This window comes from Xanthomarina sp. F1114 (assembly GCF_026410255.1).
Taxonomy (GTDB): domain Bacteria; phylum Bacteroidota; class Bacteroidia; order Flavobacteriales; family Flavobacteriaceae; genus Xanthomarina.
This window is the reverse complement of sequence record NZ_JAPMLL010000003.1, coordinates 86,312-106,241: the sequence shown is the minus strand read 5'-3', so window position 1 is coordinate 106,241 and position 19,930 is coordinate 86,312. Positions and strand designations below refer to the sequence as shown.

The window sequence follows — 19,930 nt, the reverse complement described above, 5'->3', positions numbered from 1 at the left end:
ATTATAGTTAAAGTATTGGTTTCTTGATCAATTGAATTTGATTTTTTACAATGATTTGCTTTCTGCTATTTGTACCCATTCTAAATTACTATATTTGCACTTTATAACAGAGAAAAAGAGATAAAATGAAAAGATTTGTATTAGCAATGGCTGCTTTTGCCTTATTAGCAGCATGTGGAAATGATAACAAGAAAAAAGATAATTCCACAGAAAAGGAAATGGTAAAGGACCAGGTTGTAAATGTATATACACACCGTCATTACGAGCCGGATCAAAATATCTTTAGAATGTTTGAAGAGAAGACAGGAATTAAAGTAAAAGTTATTAATGCCAGTGCAGACGAGCTCATTCAGAAAATGAAAATGGAGGGGAAACAATCTCCTGCCGATGTTTTAATTACCGTTGATGCTGGAAGATTAAGTCGTGCAAAGGATCAAGGCTTGTTACAAAGCATTGAATCGAATATTTTAGAAAATGCAATTCCTAAGCATTTACAAGATGAGGATAATCAGTGGTTTGGCTTAACAAAAAGAGCTCGTATTATCGCTTATTCAAAAGACAGAGTTAAACCGGAAGATCTTTCAACTTATGAAGATTTAGTTAATCCAAAGTGGAAAGGAAAAATATTAGTAAGATCATCTTCTAATATCTATAACCAATCCTTAATGGCTTCAATTATTGCTAATAATGGTGAAGAGGCTGCAAAAAGTTGGGCTGAAGGAATTGTCGCAAATATGGCACGTTCTCCAAAAGGTTCAGATAGAGACCAGGTAAAAGCTGTGGTTGCTGGAGAAGGAGACTTAGCAATTGTAAACTCGTATTATATAGGTAAAATGTTAAATTCTCCAGATCCTGAAGAAGTAAAAACAGCTAAGCAAATTGGTTTGTTTTTCCCGAATCAAGAAGATAGAGGAACGCATATAAACGTTAGTGGAGCAGGAGTTGCTAAATATGCTCCCAATAGAGCCAATGCTATTCTGTTTATTGAGTATTTAATTAGTGAAGAAGCACAAAAAGTATTTACTGATGCCAATTACGAATATCCAATTTTGGAAAGTGTAGAGCCAGTTCAGGATATAAAAGATTGGGGAGATTTTAAAGAAGATAATTTAGAACTAAACAAGTTAGGAGAAAATAATAAAAAAGCAGTTTTAATTTTTGATGAAACAAGTTGGAAATAAAAATGAGGCTTTCTCTTTAAAAACTAGGCTAAAAAGACTTAAAAGAGACAGTAACAGATGGTCAGTATTTACACTGGCCATTGTTTTTTTCTTGGCTTTACCTATTATATTTATTGGGGTAGAGCTGTTTTCTGGTCCAGGTGAAACGTGGAGTCATATTGTTAGATACCTATTACCAGAATATATAGGCAACTCTTTGTATCTTGTCTTCCTTTGTAGTATTCTAGTTTTAATCTTAGGGGTTTCTTCGGCATGGCTTGTATCGCGCTTCAATTTCCCTTTGCGTCAACAAATGGAATGGTTGTTAATTCTGCCTTTAGCCATTCCTTCTTATATTGTTGGCTATGCTTATGCCGGGATTTTCGATTACGGTGGAAGCATGAACTTACTATTTAGACAACTGAATTTAGATTTTATTAGAATCGATATTATGAATAGAGCCGGACTCGCATTCGTGTTGAGTATCTCTCTATTTCCTTATGTATATGTTAGTGCAAGAGCATTTTTTCTTAATCAAGCTAATAATCTTTTGGAAGCATCTAAAATGCTAGGTGTAGGAGAAGGAAAAACGTTTTTCAGACTCATGTTACCATTAGCTCGACCTGCTATTGTTGCAGGTTTAGTCTTGGTTTTAATGGAAGTTCTTAACGATTATGGGGCAGCCAGTTATTACGGGGTAAACACATTTACTACAGGTATATTTAGATCGTGGTTTTCTCTGGAAGAACCTGAAACTGCCGTATATTTATCAGCCTTATTAATCCTTATTATTTTCGCATTAATTCTTTTTGAAAAATGGCAAGTACGGAAGGTTAAGTTTTCTTCTTCCAAAACAAATAGTACCCAAATTCAACGTAAAAGGCCTAAAAAATCTATGCAATGGCTTATTTTTTCTGTCGTATTTTTGCCTGTTTTTTTAGGGTTTGTTTTACCTGTAACTCAGTTAATTTATTGGGCAGTATTAACGGCATCGACTGTTTTTGATATGCAGTTTCTCATTATTTCTCTTCAAAGTTTTGGAATTGCTATAACCTCCGCAATTATTACAGTTTTCTTTGCGCTTTTATTAATTTATTTTTCTAAATGGAGTACGCTTCTTTCCATTAAAAATATTGCAAGAGTCGGAGTTCTGGGATATGCTATTCCAGGTGCTGTAATTGCCATTGGTATTATGATTCCTACTCTAGCCTTAGATAAATGGCTAATTAAAATGTTTGGAAATTTCGGAATCGATTCGGGCTTAATTATTAATGGAACTTTAATAGCTCTTTTATATGCGTATGCCGTTAGATTCTTGGCTGTGGCATATAATCCCATAGAATCTACAGCGCTAAAAGTAGATAGCTCTATTCCAGATTCCTCTAAAGTTCTAGGGGTAGGAAATTTAAAAACATTTTTTAAGATTGAATTCCCCCTAATTAAAACGGGCGTTTTTAGTGCTGTAATTCTGGTTTTTATTGATGTCATGAAAGAATTGCCGTTAACATTAATCCTGAAACCTTATCATATTGATACTTTAGCAGTTAAAGCATTCGAATATGCAAGCGATGAAATGGTCATGGAAGCATCCATTCCATCTCTTTTTATTATCTTTACAGCTATGATTCCTGTGATATTTTTAAATAAATTATTGATTAAAAAATAACCATGTTAACAATAGATTCTCTTTCTAAAAGTTTTGATAAGGGCAAAAATTACGCCTTAGAAGATGTTACTTTCGATTTAAAAGCAGGACATGTGTGTGCAATTGTAGGAGAGAGTGGAAGTGGAAAAACTACATTGGTTCGTTTAATTGCCGGACTTGAAAGGCCAGATCATGGAAGTATTTCATTAGGTGATAAAGTAATTGCATCGTTGGATAAGTTTGTTCAGCCAGAGAAAAGAAAAATTGGATTGGTTTTTCAAGAATATGCACTTTTTCCACATCTAACAATTTTGGATAATGTGTTATATGGTATCTCAAAACTAAAGAATAAAAAAGAAAGAGCACAAGAAATGCTCGATTTGGTAGGTTTGAGCAATATGGGAAAACGATACCCGCATCAGCTGTCGGGAGGACAACAACAACGTGTGGCATTAGCTAGAGCACTTGCACCAAAACCCTCATTATTGATTTTAGATGAGCCTTTTAGTAACCTAGACGCCATGTTGCGTACGCAGTTAAGAAATGAAGTATTCGATATTATAAAAAAGACGGAAGTTACCGTACTGTTTGTTACTCACGACACTCAAGATGCGCTTTCTGTAGCCGATGAAATCTTAATTTTACAAAATGGTAAAGTCGTTCAAAAAGATGCAGCAGCAAACCTATATGTAAAGCCAAACACCTTATATGTAGCTTCATTATTTGGAAGCACTATCCATATTAATAAAAACCTACAAACTGCTTTTAGTTGTCCTTTAAAGGAATCTTGTTGTCATGCTATTAGAAACGAAAAAATTAAAGTGAACCCTTCTGCCAACGACCCTCATTGTGAATATATAACTAGAGCTGAAGTTGTTAAAAAGGTTGAACTGGGAGATTCTACCCAATTACTGTTAAAGTTAGAGTCGGGTGAGCAATTATCAGTAATGACTCAAGATAAAAATGTTGCAGACACAATTAATATTGGATTTAACTCTAAAGATATTTTAGAGTTTGATCATGAATAAAAATAGCTGGTAATACATCCCTAATTCAATCTATATTTTTACAAAAAAACCGTTTAAAAAACATGTTTATCCGTGTTTTTATAATGTAAGTTAGCAACTAAACTACCGACTAACAAAAGGTCAAAAAAACATTTTATTAAATAATAAGAAAGGAAAGCTATTATGTTAACTTGGAAAGATATTATTAATTTTTCGGTAAAAGGAAATCCAACACCAGACAAACGTGTGGAGAAATCTGATGCCGAATGGCAAGCTCAGCTAAGTCCAGAGCAGTATAGAATTACAAGGCAAAAAGGAACCGAGGCCCCACATAGTGGAGCGCTTTGTTCTGCACATGAAGCAGGAAAGTATAACTGTCTCTGTTGTCATACACCTTTATTTGATTCTACTATAAAATTTGAATCGAGTTCTGGATGGCCAAGTTTTACACAACCAATTAAACCAAACGCCATTAAATATGAAAAGGACTCTACATTTGGTATGGTTCGCGTAGAGGTTATGTGTAATACTTGCGATGCGCATTTAGGACATGTTTTTCCAGATGGTCCGGAACCAAGTGGACTGAGATATTGTGTGAATTCTGAGTCTATACTATTAGAAAGGGAGATAAATGACTAATAAAAATATTGAAATTGCTACGTTTGGTGGAGGTTGCTTTTGGTGTACAGAAGCCGTATTCCAGGAGGTGAAAGGAGTTGAGAAAGTAGTTTCTGGATATTCCGGTGGAAATGCTCCCGGAAAACCAACATATAGAGAGGTTTGTTCTGGTTTAACAGGTCATGCCGAAGTTATTCAAGTAACTTTTGATGCTGGAGTTATTTCATATAAAGATATTTTAATCATTTTTATGACAACCCATGATCCTACAACTTTAAATCGACAAGGTGGAGATAGAGGAACTCAATATAGATCTGTAATTTACTATCATAATCAAGACCAAAAAGAAGTAGCTGAAACTGTTTTTAAGGAATTAGCTCCGTATTTTGAAAATGAAATAGTAACTGAATTAAGTAAGCTAAACATTTTTTATGAAGCTGAAAATGATCATCAAGACTACTACAGAAATAATAAAGAACAAGGCTATTGTACTTTTGTAATTACCCCAAAATTGGCAAAACTTCGTAAATTACATGCAGACAAGTTGAAAGCTGTATAATACAATAATATATCACAGAAAAGATGCATACAATAAAACTCAATATTCAGAACAAAAAAGGTCATCAATTGCAAGCATATTTGGAATTGCCTGCTAATCAAAAACCCAATCATTATGCCATTTTCGCACATTGTTTTACTTGTAACAGTAATTTTAATGCTGTAAAAAACATTAGTAGATCTCTTACTAATCATGGATTTGGTGTTGTACGTTTTGATTTTACAGGATTAGGAAAGAGTGAAGGTAAATTTTCTGAAAGCCACTTTTCTGCAAATGTTGGTGATTTGTTAGCAGTAAGCGATTTTCTTAAAGAAAATTACGAAGCACCAGGTTTACTAGTTGGACATTCTTTAGGTGGCGCAGCTGTTATTGTTGCTGCCTCGAAACTCGATAATGTGAAAGCAGTTGCAACTGTTGGAGCACCAGCTACAATAGATCATGTCACACATTTGTTTTCCCATGGTATCGATGAGGTTAGAGAAAAAGGAGAAGTAGAAATTAATATTGGGGGAAGACCGTTTAAAATCAATCAAGAGTTTGTTGAAGATTTTAGTAAAACAAATTTACCAGAAATTACCAAAAATTTACGCAAGCCACTATTGATTATGCACGCACCTTTTGATAATATTGTTGGTATTGAAAATGCACAGAAACTGTATCTCGATGCACACCATCCAAAAAGCTTTATAAGTCTTGATCAGGCAGATCATCTGCTTTCAAATAAACAGGATAGTATGTATGTGGGGCATATGGTTGGTTCTTGGGGAGATCGCTATTTTAATGCCACAGATAATGATATGTTGTCTACCGAAGGAGAGCAGTTAGTAGCACATTTAAATTTGACAGAAGATAACTTTACTACCTCAATTCAAACTAAAAAACATCATTTTCTTGCAGATGAACCTGAAAGTGTTGGCGGGGATGATTTTGGACCATCACCTTATGATTTTTTAAGCGCAGGGCTTGCCGCTTGCACAGTAATGACTTTAAAACTTTATGCAGAACGCAAGAAATGGGATTTACAAGAGGTTTTTGCATACATAACCTATTCAAAAAAACATAGTGATGATTTAATGCTTGATGTTGAAAAACCAATGCGAATAGACCATCTTCAAAAGAGATTGAAATTTATTGGAAATTTAGACGAGACTCAAAAACAAAGACTTAAAGAAATAGCATCTAAATGTCCTGTGCATAAATCACTTCAAAGTGAAATTATTATTGAAACGGAGTTGTTAAATTAATCACTAATATTAATGGAATAAATATTACCGCCTATAAACCAAACTCGTTCGTCTGTTATATAAACAGTGTTTTCATCTTTAAAACAAACCCCTTCTTTTTGCGAAAAATGATTAAGTGCTATACTTTCAATAGTCGCATTGCAAAAATCACCTGTATTAAAATCGGTTATTTTCCAAAGCATATTACTATTTAGTAGAACAATAGTTTTGCCATCTTTACTGATGTCTGCCGAAGTAATTTTCTGATTTTCACTTTCAAGATTAAAGCTACAAACGTATTCAGCAGTATGATTTCCAATACGGTTAGGAACTTTAAAAAGCATGGTATTTTTCTTTTTCTTATTTATAAGATAAAAGTGTTTCTTGTAGATAAAGAAAGATTCAAAATTAAGAACTCCCACATCTGGCGGAAGATTAAATATTATCAACTCCGCAATGGCATGTTGTTTTATGTTTTTAAAATTTGAAATTTTATAAATAATAAAAGAATCTCTGTCCTTTCTATTATTGCCAAAATCGCCAATATAGATGTCTCCTGAAGCATCACTTGTTAAGTCTTCCCAATCGTTATTTGTGGCATTAATAACCTTAATTTCTCTTTCAATATTTCCATCTTCATTTACACCAAAAAGTACGGTTGGGTTTCTAGAATCTTCAATAGTCCAAATAAGCGGAGAGCCTATAACTTTTTCGGCTGCCGACGATTCTTTTAAAGATAATGGAAAGCTTCCTATTCTATTTAAACGACCTTTATGGCAAGAAGAAAGTAAGAGGAAGGAAAATAAAATAAAAATCGTTTTACGAATCATGAAACTGTAAAAAAATTAGATAATATTCAAAACTAATTATAAAAATAAGACCAACCCAAAAATGAATTTAATAGTTTTGATATATTATAGTAATTAATTCCATTATTTATGACATCTGTAAACGATTTATTAGATATTTTAATTTTAGAACAACGTTCTGAAAATCATTTTGAAGGAGCAAACGAAACCGTTGGGAGTCCTAATGTTTTTGGAGGGCAGGTTTTGGCGCAATCAATAAATGCAGCCTATAGAACCATAACTAACAATAGGATTTTGAATTCTATGCACGCGTATTTTTTAGAGGCAGGAGATTTAAAACAGCCTATAGATTATAAGGTAAGCGCCATGAGGGATGGTGGTAGCTTTTCGGTAAGACGTGTTACAGCTAGTCAAAAAGATAAGGTTATTTTTATATTATCGGCTTCCTTTCATAAAGAAGAAAAGGGTTATGAGCACCAAATTGCAATGAATGCAAATGTGCCTCTTCCGGAAAATTTAGCTAGTTGGAGCGATATATTGGAACAATATGGAAGTATGTTACCAACAAGAACAAAAATCTTTTTGGAAATTCCTAGGCCAGTAGAGTTTAAGCCTACGGAAATAATGAATCCTTTTGAGAAAAAAGACTTGCCACCAAGTACAAATGTTTGGTTTAAGTTAAAAGGAGACTCTTCAAAATTAGATTTGCCAACAAAACAGCAGATTCTAACGTATATTTCCGATTATAATATTTTATCAGTAGCACTGCATCCGCATGCAAGCAAAGCACATTGGGGGAATTTACAAACAGCGAGTTTAGATCATTCCATGTGGTATTTTCGGGATTTCGATTTAGACGATTGGATGCTTTTCTCCTTAGAGTCTCCAAGTACTAGTAATGCCAGAGGATTTGCTAGAGGAAATATTTACACAAGAGATGGTAAACTCGTGGCTTCTGTAGCTCAAGAAGGATTAATGCGCCCAATAATAAAGTAAAATGGCGGATTCTTGTTTAAAAATTGGTCATCGTGGTGCTAAAGGATATATAGCAGAAAATACATTGGAAGCCATAAAAAAAGCTATGGATTTTGAGGTGGATGGTATTGAAATAGACGTGCATATATGTGCATCGGGCGAGTTAGTTGTTTTTCATGATTTCACTTTAGATAGAATGACTAATGGAGCAGGTGAAGTTGGAAAACAATCGCTTTCAGAATTAAAACTTTTAAAAATAAATAACCAATTTTCAATTCCAACTTTAGAAGAAGTACTCGATTTAATTGATAAAAAATGCTTTTTAAATATTGAATTAAAAGGAAGACATACGGCGTTAAAAACTTCGGAAGTCATTCAAAAATATATTAAAGAAAAAGACTGGAAATACAGCGATTTTCTTGTGTCTAGTTTTCAGCATTTAGAGCTTGAAGAAATTTATAAAATAGACAAGAATATTCCTTTAGGGGTATTAACTAAAGCCAGTGTTACTGAAGCTTTAGAGTTTGCAGAAACCATCAGGGCCGTAGCTATTCACCCTAATTTTGCTTTACTGACAAAAGAAAATGTCCATCGTGCACAAACCGAAGGTTTTAAAGTGTTTACCTGGACTGTTAACGACGAAAAAACTATAAAACGTATGAAGAGTTATGGAGTAGATGGTATAATATCGGATGTTCCAGATAGATTATGATTAAAAAAGATGTCATTATAATTGGAGGAGGCGCAGCTGGATTTTTTGCAGCAATTAATATTGCTGAACAAAACCAGAAGTTAAGTGTTGCCATACTAGAACGTGGAAAAGAAGGTTTACAAAAGGTGAAGATTTCTGGAGGCGGACGCTGCAATGTAACACACGCCGAATTTATTCCACAAGAGTTAGTTTTAAATTACCCACGAGGTGACAAGGAATTGTTAGGTCCTTTTCATCAATTTATGACAGGAGATACCATTGAATGGTTTGAAAAACGAGGTGTTCTTTTAAAAATTGAAGAAGATGGTAGAATGTTTCCAGAGTCTAATTCGTCTCAAACAATTATAGATTGTTTTTTAACTGAAGCAGAGAAATTCAAAGTTGAGGTTTTGTATAATCATGCTTTAAAAACCGTAAGCAAAAAAGACTCACTTTGGAATTTAGAAACATCACAAGGGACTTTTTCTGCTGAAAAACTGGTTATAGCTACCGGAAGCAATCCAAAAATATGGAAACTACTTGAAAATTTGGGACACAGCATCATTCAACCGGTTCCTTCACTTTTTACTTTCGATATAAAAGACGAACGGATTAAAGATATTCCCGGAGTGGTAGCTTTAAATGTTGAGGTTAAAGTGTTAGGAACAGATTTATGGAGTGAAGGTCCTTTGCTTATTACCCACGTAGGAATGAGCGCTCCAGCTATTTTAAAACTATCAGCTTTTGGAGCCATTGAATTGGCAAAACAGCAATATAAATTTGAAATTGAAATTAATTTTATCAGGCAATCTTTAGAAGATTGTATGGAAAGGTTAAAAGAATTAAAACAGGATCTAGCTAAGAAAACTGTTTTTAAATCCACTCAGTTTGAACTGCCCAAGCGCTTATGGCATAAGTTAGTTTTAGCTTCTAAAATGGATAAGAACACACGTTGGGCCGATTTAAACAAACAGCAATTAGAAAACTTAGCGTCACAATTAACACAAGCTGTTTTTCAGGTAGATGGAAAAAGTACTTTTAAAGAAGAATTTGTTACAGCTGGAGGTGTCGATTTAAAAGAAATCAATTTTAAAACCTTTGAAAGTAAACGTCATAAAAATCTTTATTTAGCAGGAGAAGTCCTCAATATAGACGCTGTTACTGGAGGTTTTAATTTTCAGAACGCCTGGACAGGTGCTTTTATTGTGGCTAAGTCTATATGTAATTAATATATTTTATATATATTTACTATATATGATTTATGTATTATGGGAAAGACAAAAAAGTTAATCGAATTAGATAATAAAGCCATCGAAATCCTCGAAAAGCAAGCAAAACTTCAAAAGCGTTCGCTAAAAAACTATCTAGAATATACTTTGGAAAACACTGCTATGCGCTATAGTGAACCGTCTGAAGCGTATAAAGCAATGATTGATGATATGATTGAGCGAGATGAAAAAGGATTGTTGAAAACATATTCATTCGATCAAGTTCTTAAAGAGTATGGAAGAAAATTATGAATTTTCGGAAGAGGCGAAACTAGAGTTGTATCGTGCTCAATGTTATTTTAAATTAATTAACAGAGAAGAGGAGTTTTTAGATGATCTGGTTAATCAATTAAGGTTAATAATTTCTATGCCCAGAGCTTTTCAAGAGCGATACAAGGCTGTAAGGATTATCAAATTTGAGCATTTTAATTATACGATCCACTATAGAGTTAAGGAAAACAATAACATTATAGTTTATAGAATCCTAAACCAAAATCAAGACTTTTAATTGAATAATTACATCATTTTTCTAAAAGGAATTAACGTTGGGGGACATAAAAAAATCCTCATGGCAGATTTGCGTGAATTACTATCTAATACAGGTTTTAAAAATGTAGAAACGTATATACAAAGTGGAAATATTGTTTTACAGTCTTCAGAAAAGAGTCTATTAGATATAGAAGAAATTGTCAAGACTACCATTTTTAAAAAATTTGGATATGAAGTATCTGTTTTAGCAAAAACAAGACAGGATTTGGAATGTATTTTTGATACCTGTCCATTTTCGGAAGAAAAAAAGAAGTCAAGTTATTTTGTCATGCTGCACAACACACCAAGTCCAGACTTAATTAAAGTTGCTTCTAAGAAAGTTTATGAGGACGAAGAATATAAAATCATAAAGAATTGTATTTATTTTTTTAGTGAGAAAGGTTTTGGAAAGGCTAAATTCAATGTAAATTATTTTGAAGGTAAACTCAATACATTTGCAACCGCTAGAAATTATAATACGATGCTAAAGTTAATAGCAATGTCTTTGAAAAGTGAAAAAGAACCTTAGATATTCCTTATTTTTGCATCTCATAAGTAAACAAATAAAAAACCTGTCCTTAGACAGTCTTTTTTTTAGAATAAAAACAGTAAATGACAGAGACAGATTTTATACCTAGCGCATATTCAAAAACACTTGAAAACGGAAAAGTTACTTGGGAATCGCCAAGTAATATTGCTTTAGTAAAATACTGGGGAAAAAAGGAAAACCAAATTCCGGCAAACCCATCTATTAGTTTTACTTTGAATAACTGTAAAACCATTACCGAATTATCATATAGAACAAAAGTGTCAGACACTGATTTTTCATTTGAAGTATATCTAGACGGCGAAAAGAAAGACGATTTTAAACCAAAAATCGAAACCTTTTTAAAACGAATCCATGTTTATTTACCTTTTCTGAAGAATTATCACTTTAAAATTGAAACCACAAATACCTTTCCTCATAGTTCTGGAATTGCATCTTCTGCTTCGGGAATGAGTGCTTTGGCTTTATGCTTCATGAGCACAGAAAAGCAATTAAATCCAGAAATGACAACCAATTATTTTAATCAAAAGGCCTCATTTTTAGCGCGTTTAGGTTCGGGTTCTGCTTGTAGAAGTCTTGAAGGCGATATAATAGTTTGGGGACAAACAGATGCAATATCGGGAAGTAGCGATTTATATGGAACAAAATATCCATATCAGGTTCATGAGAATTTTAAAGAGTATCAAGATACTATTTTACTAGTTGATAAAGGCGAAAAACAAGTTAGCAGTACCGTTGGGCATAATTTAATGCATGCGCATCCCTATGCAGAAAACCGTTTTAAGCAAGCGCATGAAAATCTTGAAAAACTAAAACCCATTCTTGAATCTGGAGATTTAAACAAGTTTATAGCTTTGATGGAAAGTGAAGCTCTGACCTTGCATGCCATGATGATGACAAGTATGCCGTATTTTATTTTAATGAAACCCAATACACTTGAAATTATCAATAAAATCTGGAGTTTTAGAGAAAGTACAGGTTTGCATATTGGATTTACCTTGGATGCTGGCGCAAATGTGCATGTGCTTTATCCTAAAAAAGAAGCTAAGGTTATCTTAGACTTCATTAAGAATGAATTAGTTGCATATTGTCAAAACGAACAATATATTTGCGATCAAATTGGATTTGGTGCAAACCAATTATAATTTTATTACGTATATTTGAATAACAGTTGTTAATTATTGTACGCTGAGACTGAATACTATTTTATGAAAGGACCCCTTTTTTACTCAAAAATATTACTCTTCGGAGAATATGGAATCATCAAAGATTCCAAAGGTTTATCAATACCTTATAATTTTTATAATGGTGCATTAAAAATGGGAGATGGCACTTCTGAAGTTGCTATTAAATCTAACGAAGGTTTGCGTCGTTTCGTGGCTTTTCTTAAAAATGTGGATGCCTCTTTAGTTAGCTTCGACTTTGAAAAACTTCAGCAAGATGTCGATGCTGGAATGTATTTTGATTCTTCAATACCTCAAGGATACGGAGTTGGAAGTAGTGGCGCATTAGTAGCTGCTATTTACGATCAATATGCCTTCGATAAAATTACAGTTCTAGAGAATTTAACTAGAGAAAAACTATTAAAATTAAAAGCAATTTTCTCTGCTATGGAGTCTTTTTTCCATGGAAAATCTTCAGGATTAGATCCTTTAAATAGTTATTTAAGTATTCCAATTCTTATTAATTCTAAAGATAATATAGAAGCTACAGGAATTCCTTCTCAAAATACCGAAGGTAAAAATGCGGTTTTTTTAATTGATAGTGGTATTACAGGAGAAACCGCTCCAATGGTGAGTATTTTTATGGAAAACATGAAGCAAGAAGGCTTTAGAAACATGCTTAAAAATCAGTTTATAAAACATACAGATGCTTGTGTAGACGATTTTCTTAAAGGCGATATTAAATCCTTATTTGGGAATACTAAAAAATTGTCAAAAGTGGTGTTAAGTCACTTTAAGCCTATGATTCCGCAGCAGTTTCATGAACTATGGAAAAAAGGTATCGAAACAAATGAATACTACCTAAAACTTTGCGGTTCTGGAGGTGGCGGATATATTCTTGGTTTTACGGAGGATATTGACAAAGCAAAACAATCTCTTAAAGATTATAACTTAGAAGTGGTTTATAATTTTTAGGTAACCAATACTATTCTTACCAATGTCAGAGAATCTTATTTTACTTTAGACAAATGTTTACCAGAAGACAGAAACACATTCTACTTAAGTTTTTCAGCATGTTTTCTGTAGTTAGAGGATATAATATTCTTATTGTTGTTTTTGCTCAGTATTTAACAGCTATTTATATTCTTGCTCACGATTTACCCTTACGGGAAGTTGTTTTAGATGTAAACCTTTTAATGTTGGTGCTGGCATCTGCTGCTACTATTGCAGGTGGTTATATTATTAATAATTTCTACGATTCGGAAAAGGATTTAATCAATCGGCCACAAAAGTCTCAATTAGATAGATTGGTTAGCCAGAATACCAAATTGTCTCTGTATTTCGTGCTTAACTTTATGGCTGTAATTATGGCTAGTTATGTTTCGTTTAGAGCTGTTGTCTTCTTTTCGTTATATATTTTCGCTATTTGGTTTTATTCGCATAAATTAAAAAAACTACCATTTATTGGAAATTTAACTTCGGCAATCTTAACCATTACACCATTTTTTGCCATTTTTATATATTATAAAAACTTTGAACATGTAATTTTTGTCCATGCAGCCTTTCTGTTTCTAATTATTTCTATGCGAGAATTGACCAAAGATTTAGAAAATATAAAAGGAGATTTGGTTTTAAATTATCAAACCATTCCTATTGTTTATGGCGAAAATGTTTCAAAAGTCATGTTAACTATCTTAGCTTTATTAACTACTATTCCAACTTATTATTTATTGTTTCACTTTCATGTGGGACAAATGGTATATTTTTTTTATTTGAGTGCTTCCTTATTACTTCTGTTTATTATTCTGCTTTGGGCATCGAAAACTAAGACTCACTATTTATTATTACACAACATTTTAAAGTTTATTATTGTAGCAGGTGTTTTCAGTATCATGCTAATAAATATAGACTTAGTACTTAATAGAATTTAATATTTATGGCTTAGTTGCTTGAAAGCAAAAGGTCTTTCTGTATCTTTGTGCCAACATTTAGTAAGTTTTAATTAAAAAAATATTCCCGTTTTTATGGGAAAAGAATATGAGTAGACATCAAGGTAGCAGTAGTAAGAGAAAGTCTTCTGGAAGAGGACAGGAAAAAGGAGGAGCTAGCCAATCAAGTCGTGGAGCCGGTTCGGATAAGCAGAAAAGTTATGCTAGAGGAAATTCGCCTTTAAAAAAACAAGCGTTTTCTTCTTCAAAAGCTCAGGAGAATAAAAAGTCAGCGCCAAAGAAATCCAATTCAAACGAAATTCGTTTAAATAAATATATCGCTAATTCTGGTATTTGTTCTCGAAGAGAAGCAGATGAGCATATTGCTATTGGTTTAGTATCTGTAAACGGGAAGGTTGTAACCGAAATGGGTTATAAGGTGAAGTTGGAAGACGACGTTCGTTACGACGGTAGAAGAATAACCCCGGAAAAGAAAGCATACGTATTACTTAATAAACCTAAAGGTTTTGCAACAACTACGGCAGAAGGTAAGGGAAGAACGGTTATGGACTTAGTTGCCAATGCAACAGATTCAAGAATAAAACCAATAGGACGTTTAGGTAGAAATTCTAAAGGACTTCTATTGTTTACTAACGACGACAATGTGGCAGCAAAATTTACTAATTCTAAACATGGTGTACCGCGTTTATTTCATATTGAATTAGATAAAAATTTGAAAATGGACGATCTTAAAAAAATTAGAGAAGGTTTTAAAGTAGATGGAAAATTAATTGCTGTTGAAGAGATTAGTTATATTGAAGGAGCCTCTAAAAAAGAGATAGGTCTAAAAATTAAAAATACAGGAAACACCATTCTAAGAACTATTTTCGACGAGTTAAAGTACGATATTATTAGTGTAGACTGCGTGGCTATTGGGCATCTTACCAAAAAAGATATTCCTAGAGGACATTGGAAACACCTTACAGAGCAAGAATTAAATACTCTGAAAATGTTGTAGCTCCTTTTCCCTCTTAATTATAAAAATCAACTAATTAGAATTCAATTACTTCTAATTAGTTGATTTTTTTTATGCATTTTTTTAATTATTTCCAATAATTATTGGCGGCTGCAATAGTAGCAAATTCGGTTGCTACGGTTTGGCCTACAGCTAGCAACATAGCAGCGTCTTCGGCATAAACAGGACGTAATCTCTCTCTTACTTTAGCATCTGGCTGAGTTACTTTAATAATAAGTCTTGCCATTTTTACAGCTAATTGTCTGCCTTCTTCAGGTGTTTTTGTAATAAGGGAATTGTTTGGTACTAATTGAACTTGTTCTGACATTTTTAATGTTTTAAAATTATAAATTCATGTTTGTTTTTAACTATTTAAGCTTTTAAAAGCAAACAAACTCTTTTGCTAAAGCTCTAAATTACGAATTTTTATATTGATGTTGTAATTATGTTTTAACCAGTTGTTTAGCGTCTGATTATGAGGGGGTTTTTACAAAAAATAAAAACCCAAAAATTTTTTAAAAAAAGAATAGTTTTATAAAAAAAAGTATTTCTTTTGCAACTTATTAAGCTGAACAATTGAACTATGTTTTTACGTTCGGGCCTTTGATTAATAGGAAGTCATTATCAAAAGCAGCTTACAGATTAAGCAACCGAATTTTAAAGCTATCTTCCATCTTATCCATATGTGCTAGTCAGCATATCTATGGCTTTATGCCTACAACCCATAATCAAATTCAAGTTTGATATGTTTTTATTATTGTTTACCTTTAAAAGGTTAGTTTAGTACAAGATTTGAATAATCACAATTTTAAAAACAAAAAATGAATACAAAATATATTGATTTAATCAATCAGACTTTTTATTTCCCTCAGGAAGAATTTAAACTAGAAGATAAACATCTTCAATTTCATGATATAGACTTAATGGGTTTGGTTGAAGAATACGGAACTCCGTTAAAATTCACTTATTTACCACAGATTTCTAATAATATTGGTCGAGCAAAAGAATGGTTTGCAAAGGCTATAAAAAATCATAAATATAAAGGCAAATACCATTATTGTTATTGTACAAAAAGCTCGCATTTTAAGCATGTTTTAAACGAAGCTTTAAGTAACGATATTCATATTGAAACCTCTTCTGCTTTCGATATTGATATTGTTGAAAACTTAAAATCCGAAGGAAAAATCACAGACAAAACATATGTAATTAGTAATGGTTTTAAACGTGCACAATATGTTACAAATATTGCCAGACTAATAAATAATGGACATAAAAACTGTATTCCAATTATTGATAATTACGAGGAGATTGATTTGCTTTCAGAAGAAATTAATGGTAAATATAATATTGGAATTCGTATCGCTTCAGAAGAAGAACCAAAATTCGAATTTTATACCTCTCGTTTAGGGATTGGATATAAGAATATTGTTCCGTTTTATAATAAACAAATTAAAGACAATAAGAAGGTAAAGCTTAAAATGCTTCACTTTTTTATCAATACAGGAATTAGAGATAATGCATACTATTGGAATGAGCTTTCTAAATGTTTAAAAGTTTATACCAGTTTAAAACAAATTTGTCCGTCTTTAGATAGTTTAAATATTGGAGGAGGATTTCCAATTAAAAACTCTTTAGCATTCGATTACGATTACGAGTATATGGTAGACGAAATTATTAATCAGATTAAAATGTTTTGCGAGCAAGAAGAAGTTCCTGTTCCAAATATTTTTACCGAATTTGGTAGTTTTACTGTAGGTGAAAGTGGTGGTGCTATTTATGAAGTACTTTACCAAAAACAACAAAACGATCGTGAGAAGTGGAACATGATTAATTCGTCTTTTATTACAACTCTACCAGATACTTGGGCTATTAATAAGCGCTTTATAATGTTGCCAATTAATAGATGGCATGAAAGTTACGAGCGTGTTTTATTAGGGGGATTAACTTGCGATAGCGACGATTATTACAACAGCGAACAGCATATGAACGCTATCTATTTACCAAAATACAATAAAGAAAAACCTTTATATCTTGGCTTCTTTAATACTGGAGCTTACCAAGAAACTATTGGTGGATTTGGAGGTTTGCAACACTGTTTAATACCTTCACCAAAACATATTTTAATTAATAAGGATGCAGATGGAAACATCTCGACCGAATTATTTAGCGAACAACAAAAAAGTGAAGATTTACTTAAAATTTTAGGTTATCAAGACAAGAGCGAGAAATAACCAAACGATAAAAATTAATAATTAAGACATCGCGATTGGCATGTTACACCAAAAAAATAAAATTAAAAAATGAGTAAAAAAACTTACGCTGGGATTCCAGAAGAATATTCAAAATTAGATAGTGCTAAAATAGTTTTGATTCCTGTGCCTTACGATGGTACAAGTACTTGGCAAAAAGGAGCCGATAAAGGTCCGGAAGCTTTTTTAAACGCTTCAGAAAATATGGAGCTTTACGACATTGAAACTGAAACTGAAGTGTATCAACAAGGCGTTTATTTAGCAGATGCCGTTACAGAAAATTCATCGCCAGAAGCTATGGTAGAAGCCGTTCATCAGGCAACAAAAAAGTATATCAAAAGAAATAAATTTGTTACTGCCTTTGGAGGAGAACACTCTATTTCTATAGGAACTATTAGAGCATTTAACGAGTGTTTTGATAATCTAACCGTTTTACAAATTGATGCTCATGCAGATTTACGCAAAGAATATCATGGTTCAAAATGCAACCATGCTTGCGCTGTGTATGAAGCTAGCCAAAATACAAACTTAATTCAGGTAGGAATTCGATCTATGGATGTTGTAGAAACAACTGTTATGGATAAAGAAAAAACTTATTTTGCACACGAAATGGCAATAGATGATACCTGGATGGACTCGGCTACCGATCAAATGACAGAGAATGTATTTATAACTATAGACTTAGATGCTTTCGATCCGTCCATTATGCCAAGCACTGGAACTCCAGAGCCAGGAGGACTTTTATGGTATGAAACACTAGATTTTTTAAAACAAGTTTTTGCCGAAAAAAATGTAGTAGGTTTCGATATTGTCGAGTTATGTCCTAATGAAACTGAAAAATCTTCAGATTTCTTAGCTGCAAAATTGTATTATAAAATGTTAAGTTATAAATTTAAAAATGAAGGTGTGGAGGACGAATTTGATAATTCTTTCGATAACTCAAACCTAAATAAAAATACTAATTCTAAATTCAACGAAGAAGATGAGTACTAAAGGAGCAATTTCAAATTTTATAGAAAAATATTATTTACACTTTAATGCAGCAGCCTTGGTGGATGCAGCAAAAGGGTACGAAGACCAATTGAACTCTGGAGCTAAAATGTTAGTGTCTCTTGCAGGAGCAATGAGTACGGCGGAGATAGGAAAGATTTTTGCCGAAATGATTCGTCAAGATAAAGTGCATATTATTTCATGTACTGGAGCTAATTTAGAAGAAGATATTATGAATTTGGTAGCGCATTCTCATTATAAACGTGTGCCAAACTATAGAGATTTAACTCCTCAAGAAGAATGGGACTTAATGGAAAAAGGCCTTAACAGAGTTACAGATACTTGTATTCCAGAAGAAGAAGCTTTTAGACGTTTACAGAAACATATTGTAAAAATCTGGAAAGAAGCCGAAGCTAAAGGAGAGAGATATTTACCACATGAGTATATGTACAAAATGCTGCTTTCTGGTGTTTTAGAAGAGTATTATGAAATAGATTTAAAAGACTCTTGGATGTACGCTGCTGCAGAGAAAAATTTACCAATTATTTGCCCGGGATGGGAAGATAGTACTATGGGGAATATTTTTGCAAGCTACGTCATTAAAGGAGAGTTAAAAGCAAGTACCATGAAATCGGGAATTGAATATATGACTTTCCTTGCAGATTGGTATCCAAAAAACTCTGACAAAGGAATTGGCTTCTTCCAAATAGGAGGAGGCATTTCTGGAGATTTTCCAATCTGTGTAGTTCCAATGTTATATCAAGATATGGAACAGCCTGAAACTCCTTTCTGGAGTTATTTCTGCCAGATTAGTGACTCTACAACAAGTTATGGGTCTTATTCTGGAGCCGTTCCAAATGAAAAAATTACTTGGGGAAAACTAAATATTGACACTCCAAAATTTATAATTGAAAGCGATGCAACCATTGTTGCACCATTAATATTTGCGTATTTATTAGACATGTAACCTATTTAAAATGAAACGAGTAATAGTAGATTATCAAAAATTAAACGAAGACATATTAAATCTTCTAGTTGAAAAATTCCCTGATGGCTATGATGATGAGGATATTATTTCCTTCAGAAACATCAAAAATGAAATGGTGGAAGCTGTTGAGGTTAAAACCGAAGACACCATTTATTTGGTAAAAGTAGGAGTTAGATTGGTGCAAGCCATGGAAGACTTTTCTGAAGAGGAGGAGGATGTAGAAGAAGAAGCTGTAAAAGATTTAGACTTTGACGATGACGAAGCCGATGATGACGATATTATTGACGAAGTGGATGAAGACGACGACGAAGATTAAAAAAAAAATATTACCATGAGAGAAGCTGAGTTTTTAGAATATAAAGATGGCTTTTATACTTTTTTGTTTGAAAATGGAGAAGAACTCGTATTCGACGAGATACATCCAAGAGTTCTAAGCCAGTTCGATTTAAAAAATGACGAAAGCTATATTAGTAAGTCTTTTAAAGTCAGATTTATTGAGGTTAATGGCAGCCACGACGATTCTATAATTTATAGAGTAGAAAGCTTAAAGCCGCTTTAGTTTTAAAC

Annotated in this window: 23 protein-coding genes; 21 read left to right on the top strand and 2 right to left on the bottom strand. The window is 32.9% G+C overall.

What is annotated here, in order from left to right:
* The first annotated feature begins 125 nt into the window (after positions 1-125).
* From OS188_RS03105 to OS188_RS03080, 6 genes are all read left to right on the top strand, one after another.
* Positions 126-1,181, top strand: a complete 1,056-nt coding sequence (locus tag OS188_RS03105; protein ID WP_267147356.1) for a Fe(3+) ABC transporter substrate-binding protein — start codon at positions 126-128, stop codon at positions 1,179-1,181.
* A complete protein-coding gene (locus tag OS188_RS03100; RefSeq protein WP_267147355.1) occupies positions 1,162-2,826 on the top strand; it encodes an ABC transporter permease in 1,665 nt (554 codons plus the stop codon). The genes OS188_RS03105 and OS188_RS03100 overlap by 20 nt, the downstream gene beginning before the upstream one ends.
* 2 nt (positions 2,827-2,828) lie before the next feature.
* On the top strand, positions 2,829-3,833 hold the full coding sequence (locus tag OS188_RS03095; RefSeq protein WP_267147354.1) for an ABC transporter ATP-binding protein: 1,005 nt from the start codon (positions 2,829-2,831) through the stop codon (positions 3,831-3,833).
* A 162-nt stretch (positions 3,834-3,995) separates the two neighbouring features.
* Entirely contained in the window at positions 3,996-4,451 is a 456-nt protein-coding gene (gene msrB, locus OS188_RS03090) for a peptide-methionine (R)-S-oxide reductase MsrB (protein WP_267147353.1), read from the top strand.
* Positions 4,444-4,989: a peptide-methionine (S)-S-oxide reductase MsrA gene (gene msrA, locus OS188_RS03085; protein ID WP_267147352.1), complete on the top strand. Its 546-nt coding sequence runs from the start codon at positions 4,444-4,446 to the stop codon at positions 4,987-4,989. Before msrB ends, msrA begins: the two co-directional genes overlap by 8 nt.
* 23 nt (positions 4,990-5,012) lie before the next feature.
* Positions 5,013-6,233, top strand: coding sequence for a bifunctional alpha/beta hydrolase/OsmC family protein (locus OS188_RS03080; protein WP_267147351.1), 1,221 nt, complete (start codon positions 5,013-5,015; stop codon positions 6,231-6,233).
* Here the strand turns inward: OS188_RS03080 and OS188_RS03075 are convergent.
* Entirely contained in the window at positions 6,230-7,042 is an 813-nt protein-coding gene (locus OS188_RS03075; protein ID WP_267147350.1) for a YjiK family protein, read from the bottom strand. The genes OS188_RS03080 and OS188_RS03075 overlap by 4 nt on opposite strands.
* A gap of 108 nt (positions 7,043-7,150) precedes the next feature.
* Here OS188_RS03075 and OS188_RS03070 point away from each other — a divergent pair, with 108 nt between their 5' ends.
* From OS188_RS03070 to OS188_RS03030, 10 genes are all read left to right on the top strand, one after another.
* Entirely contained in the window at positions 7,151-8,017 is an 867-nt protein-coding gene (locus tag OS188_RS03070) for an acyl-CoA thioesterase (protein ID WP_267147349.1), read from the top strand.
* Between the two features lies 1 nt (position 8,018).
* On the top strand, positions 8,019-8,708 hold the full coding sequence (locus OS188_RS03065; RefSeq protein ID WP_267147348.1) for a glycerophosphodiester phosphodiesterase: 690 nt from the start codon (positions 8,019-8,021) through the stop codon (positions 8,706-8,708).
* On the top strand, positions 8,705-9,916 hold the full coding sequence (locus tag OS188_RS03060) for a BaiN/RdsA family NAD(P)/FAD-dependent oxidoreductase (protein WP_267147347.1): 1,212 nt from the start codon (positions 8,705-8,707) through the stop codon (positions 9,914-9,916). Before OS188_RS03065 ends, OS188_RS03060 begins: the two co-directional genes overlap by 4 nt.
* Before the next feature lie 39 nt (positions 9,917-9,955).
* Positions 9,956-10,207, top strand: a complete 252-nt coding sequence (locus tag OS188_RS03055; protein WP_267147346.1) for a hypothetical protein — start codon at positions 9,956-9,958, stop codon at positions 10,205-10,207.
* Positions 10,191-10,463, top strand: coding sequence for a type II toxin-antitoxin system RelE/ParE family toxin (locus tag OS188_RS14800; RefSeq protein ID WP_416236490.1), 273 nt, complete (start codon positions 10,191-10,193; stop codon positions 10,461-10,463). The genes OS188_RS03055 and OS188_RS14800 overlap by 17 nt, the downstream gene beginning before the upstream one ends.
* Entirely contained in the window at positions 10,464-11,012 is a 549-nt protein-coding gene (locus OS188_RS03050) for a DUF1697 domain-containing protein (protein WP_267147345.1), read from the top strand.
* Between the two features lie 83 nt (positions 11,013-11,095).
* Complete coding sequence (locus OS188_RS03045; RefSeq protein ID WP_267147344.1) at positions 11,096-12,175, top strand: diphosphomevalonate decarboxylase; 1,080 nt, start codon at positions 11,096-11,098, stop codon at positions 12,173-12,175.
* 63 nt (positions 12,176-12,238) lie between these two features.
* On the top strand, positions 12,239-13,168 hold the full coding sequence (locus OS188_RS03040) for a mevalonate kinase family protein (RefSeq protein WP_267147343.1): 930 nt from the start codon (positions 12,239-12,241) through the stop codon (positions 13,166-13,168).
* 53 nt (positions 13,169-13,221) lie between these two features.
* Positions 13,222-14,124: a geranylgeranylglycerol-phosphate geranylgeranyltransferase gene (locus OS188_RS03035; RefSeq protein ID WP_267147342.1), complete on the top strand. Its 903-nt coding sequence runs from the start codon at positions 13,222-13,224 to the stop codon at positions 14,122-14,124.
* 106 nt (positions 14,125-14,230) lie between these two features.
* Complete coding sequence (locus OS188_RS03030) at positions 14,231-15,139, top strand: pseudouridine synthase (protein WP_267147341.1); 909 nt, start codon at positions 14,231-14,233, stop codon at positions 15,137-15,139.
* Between the two features lie 85 nt (positions 15,140-15,224).
* Here OS188_RS03030 and OS188_RS03025 read toward each other — a convergent pair whose 3' ends face one another.
* Positions 15,225-15,464 (bottom strand): hexameric tyrosine-coordinated heme protein, encoded by a 240-nt coding sequence (locus OS188_RS03025; protein ID WP_267147340.1) that lies wholly within the window; start codon positions 15,462-15,464, stop codon positions 15,225-15,227.
* 493 nt (positions 15,465-15,957) lie between these two features.
* On the opposite strand from OS188_RS03025, the gene OS188_RS03020 reads away from it, so the two are divergent.
* The 5 genes from OS188_RS03020 (at position 15,958) to OS188_RS03000 (ending at position 19,922) form a co-directional block, all read left to right on the top strand.
* A complete protein-coding gene (locus tag OS188_RS03020) occupies positions 15,958-17,367 on the top strand; it encodes an arginine decarboxylase (protein ID WP_267147339.1) in 1,410 nt (469 codons plus the stop codon).
* A 69-nt stretch (positions 17,368-17,436) separates the two neighbouring features.
* On the top strand, positions 17,437-18,378 hold the full coding sequence (gene speB, locus OS188_RS03015; protein ID WP_267147338.1) for an agmatinase: 942 nt from the start codon (positions 17,437-17,439) through the stop codon (positions 18,376-18,378).
* Complete coding sequence (locus OS188_RS03010; RefSeq protein WP_267147337.1) at positions 18,368-19,342, top strand: deoxyhypusine synthase family protein; 975 nt, start codon at positions 18,368-18,370, stop codon at positions 19,340-19,342. The genes speB and OS188_RS03010 overlap by 11 nt, the downstream gene beginning before the upstream one ends.
* 10 nt (positions 19,343-19,352) lie before the next feature.
* On the top strand, positions 19,353-19,679 hold the full coding sequence (locus OS188_RS03005; protein ID WP_267147336.1) for a hypothetical protein: 327 nt from the start codon (positions 19,353-19,355) through the stop codon (positions 19,677-19,679).
* A 15-nt stretch (positions 19,680-19,694) separates the two neighbouring features.
* Complete coding sequence (locus tag OS188_RS03000) at positions 19,695-19,922, top strand: hypothetical protein (RefSeq protein ID WP_267147335.1); 228 nt, start codon at positions 19,695-19,697, stop codon at positions 19,920-19,922.
* The last annotated feature ends 8 nt before the right edge of the window (positions 19,923-19,930 follow it).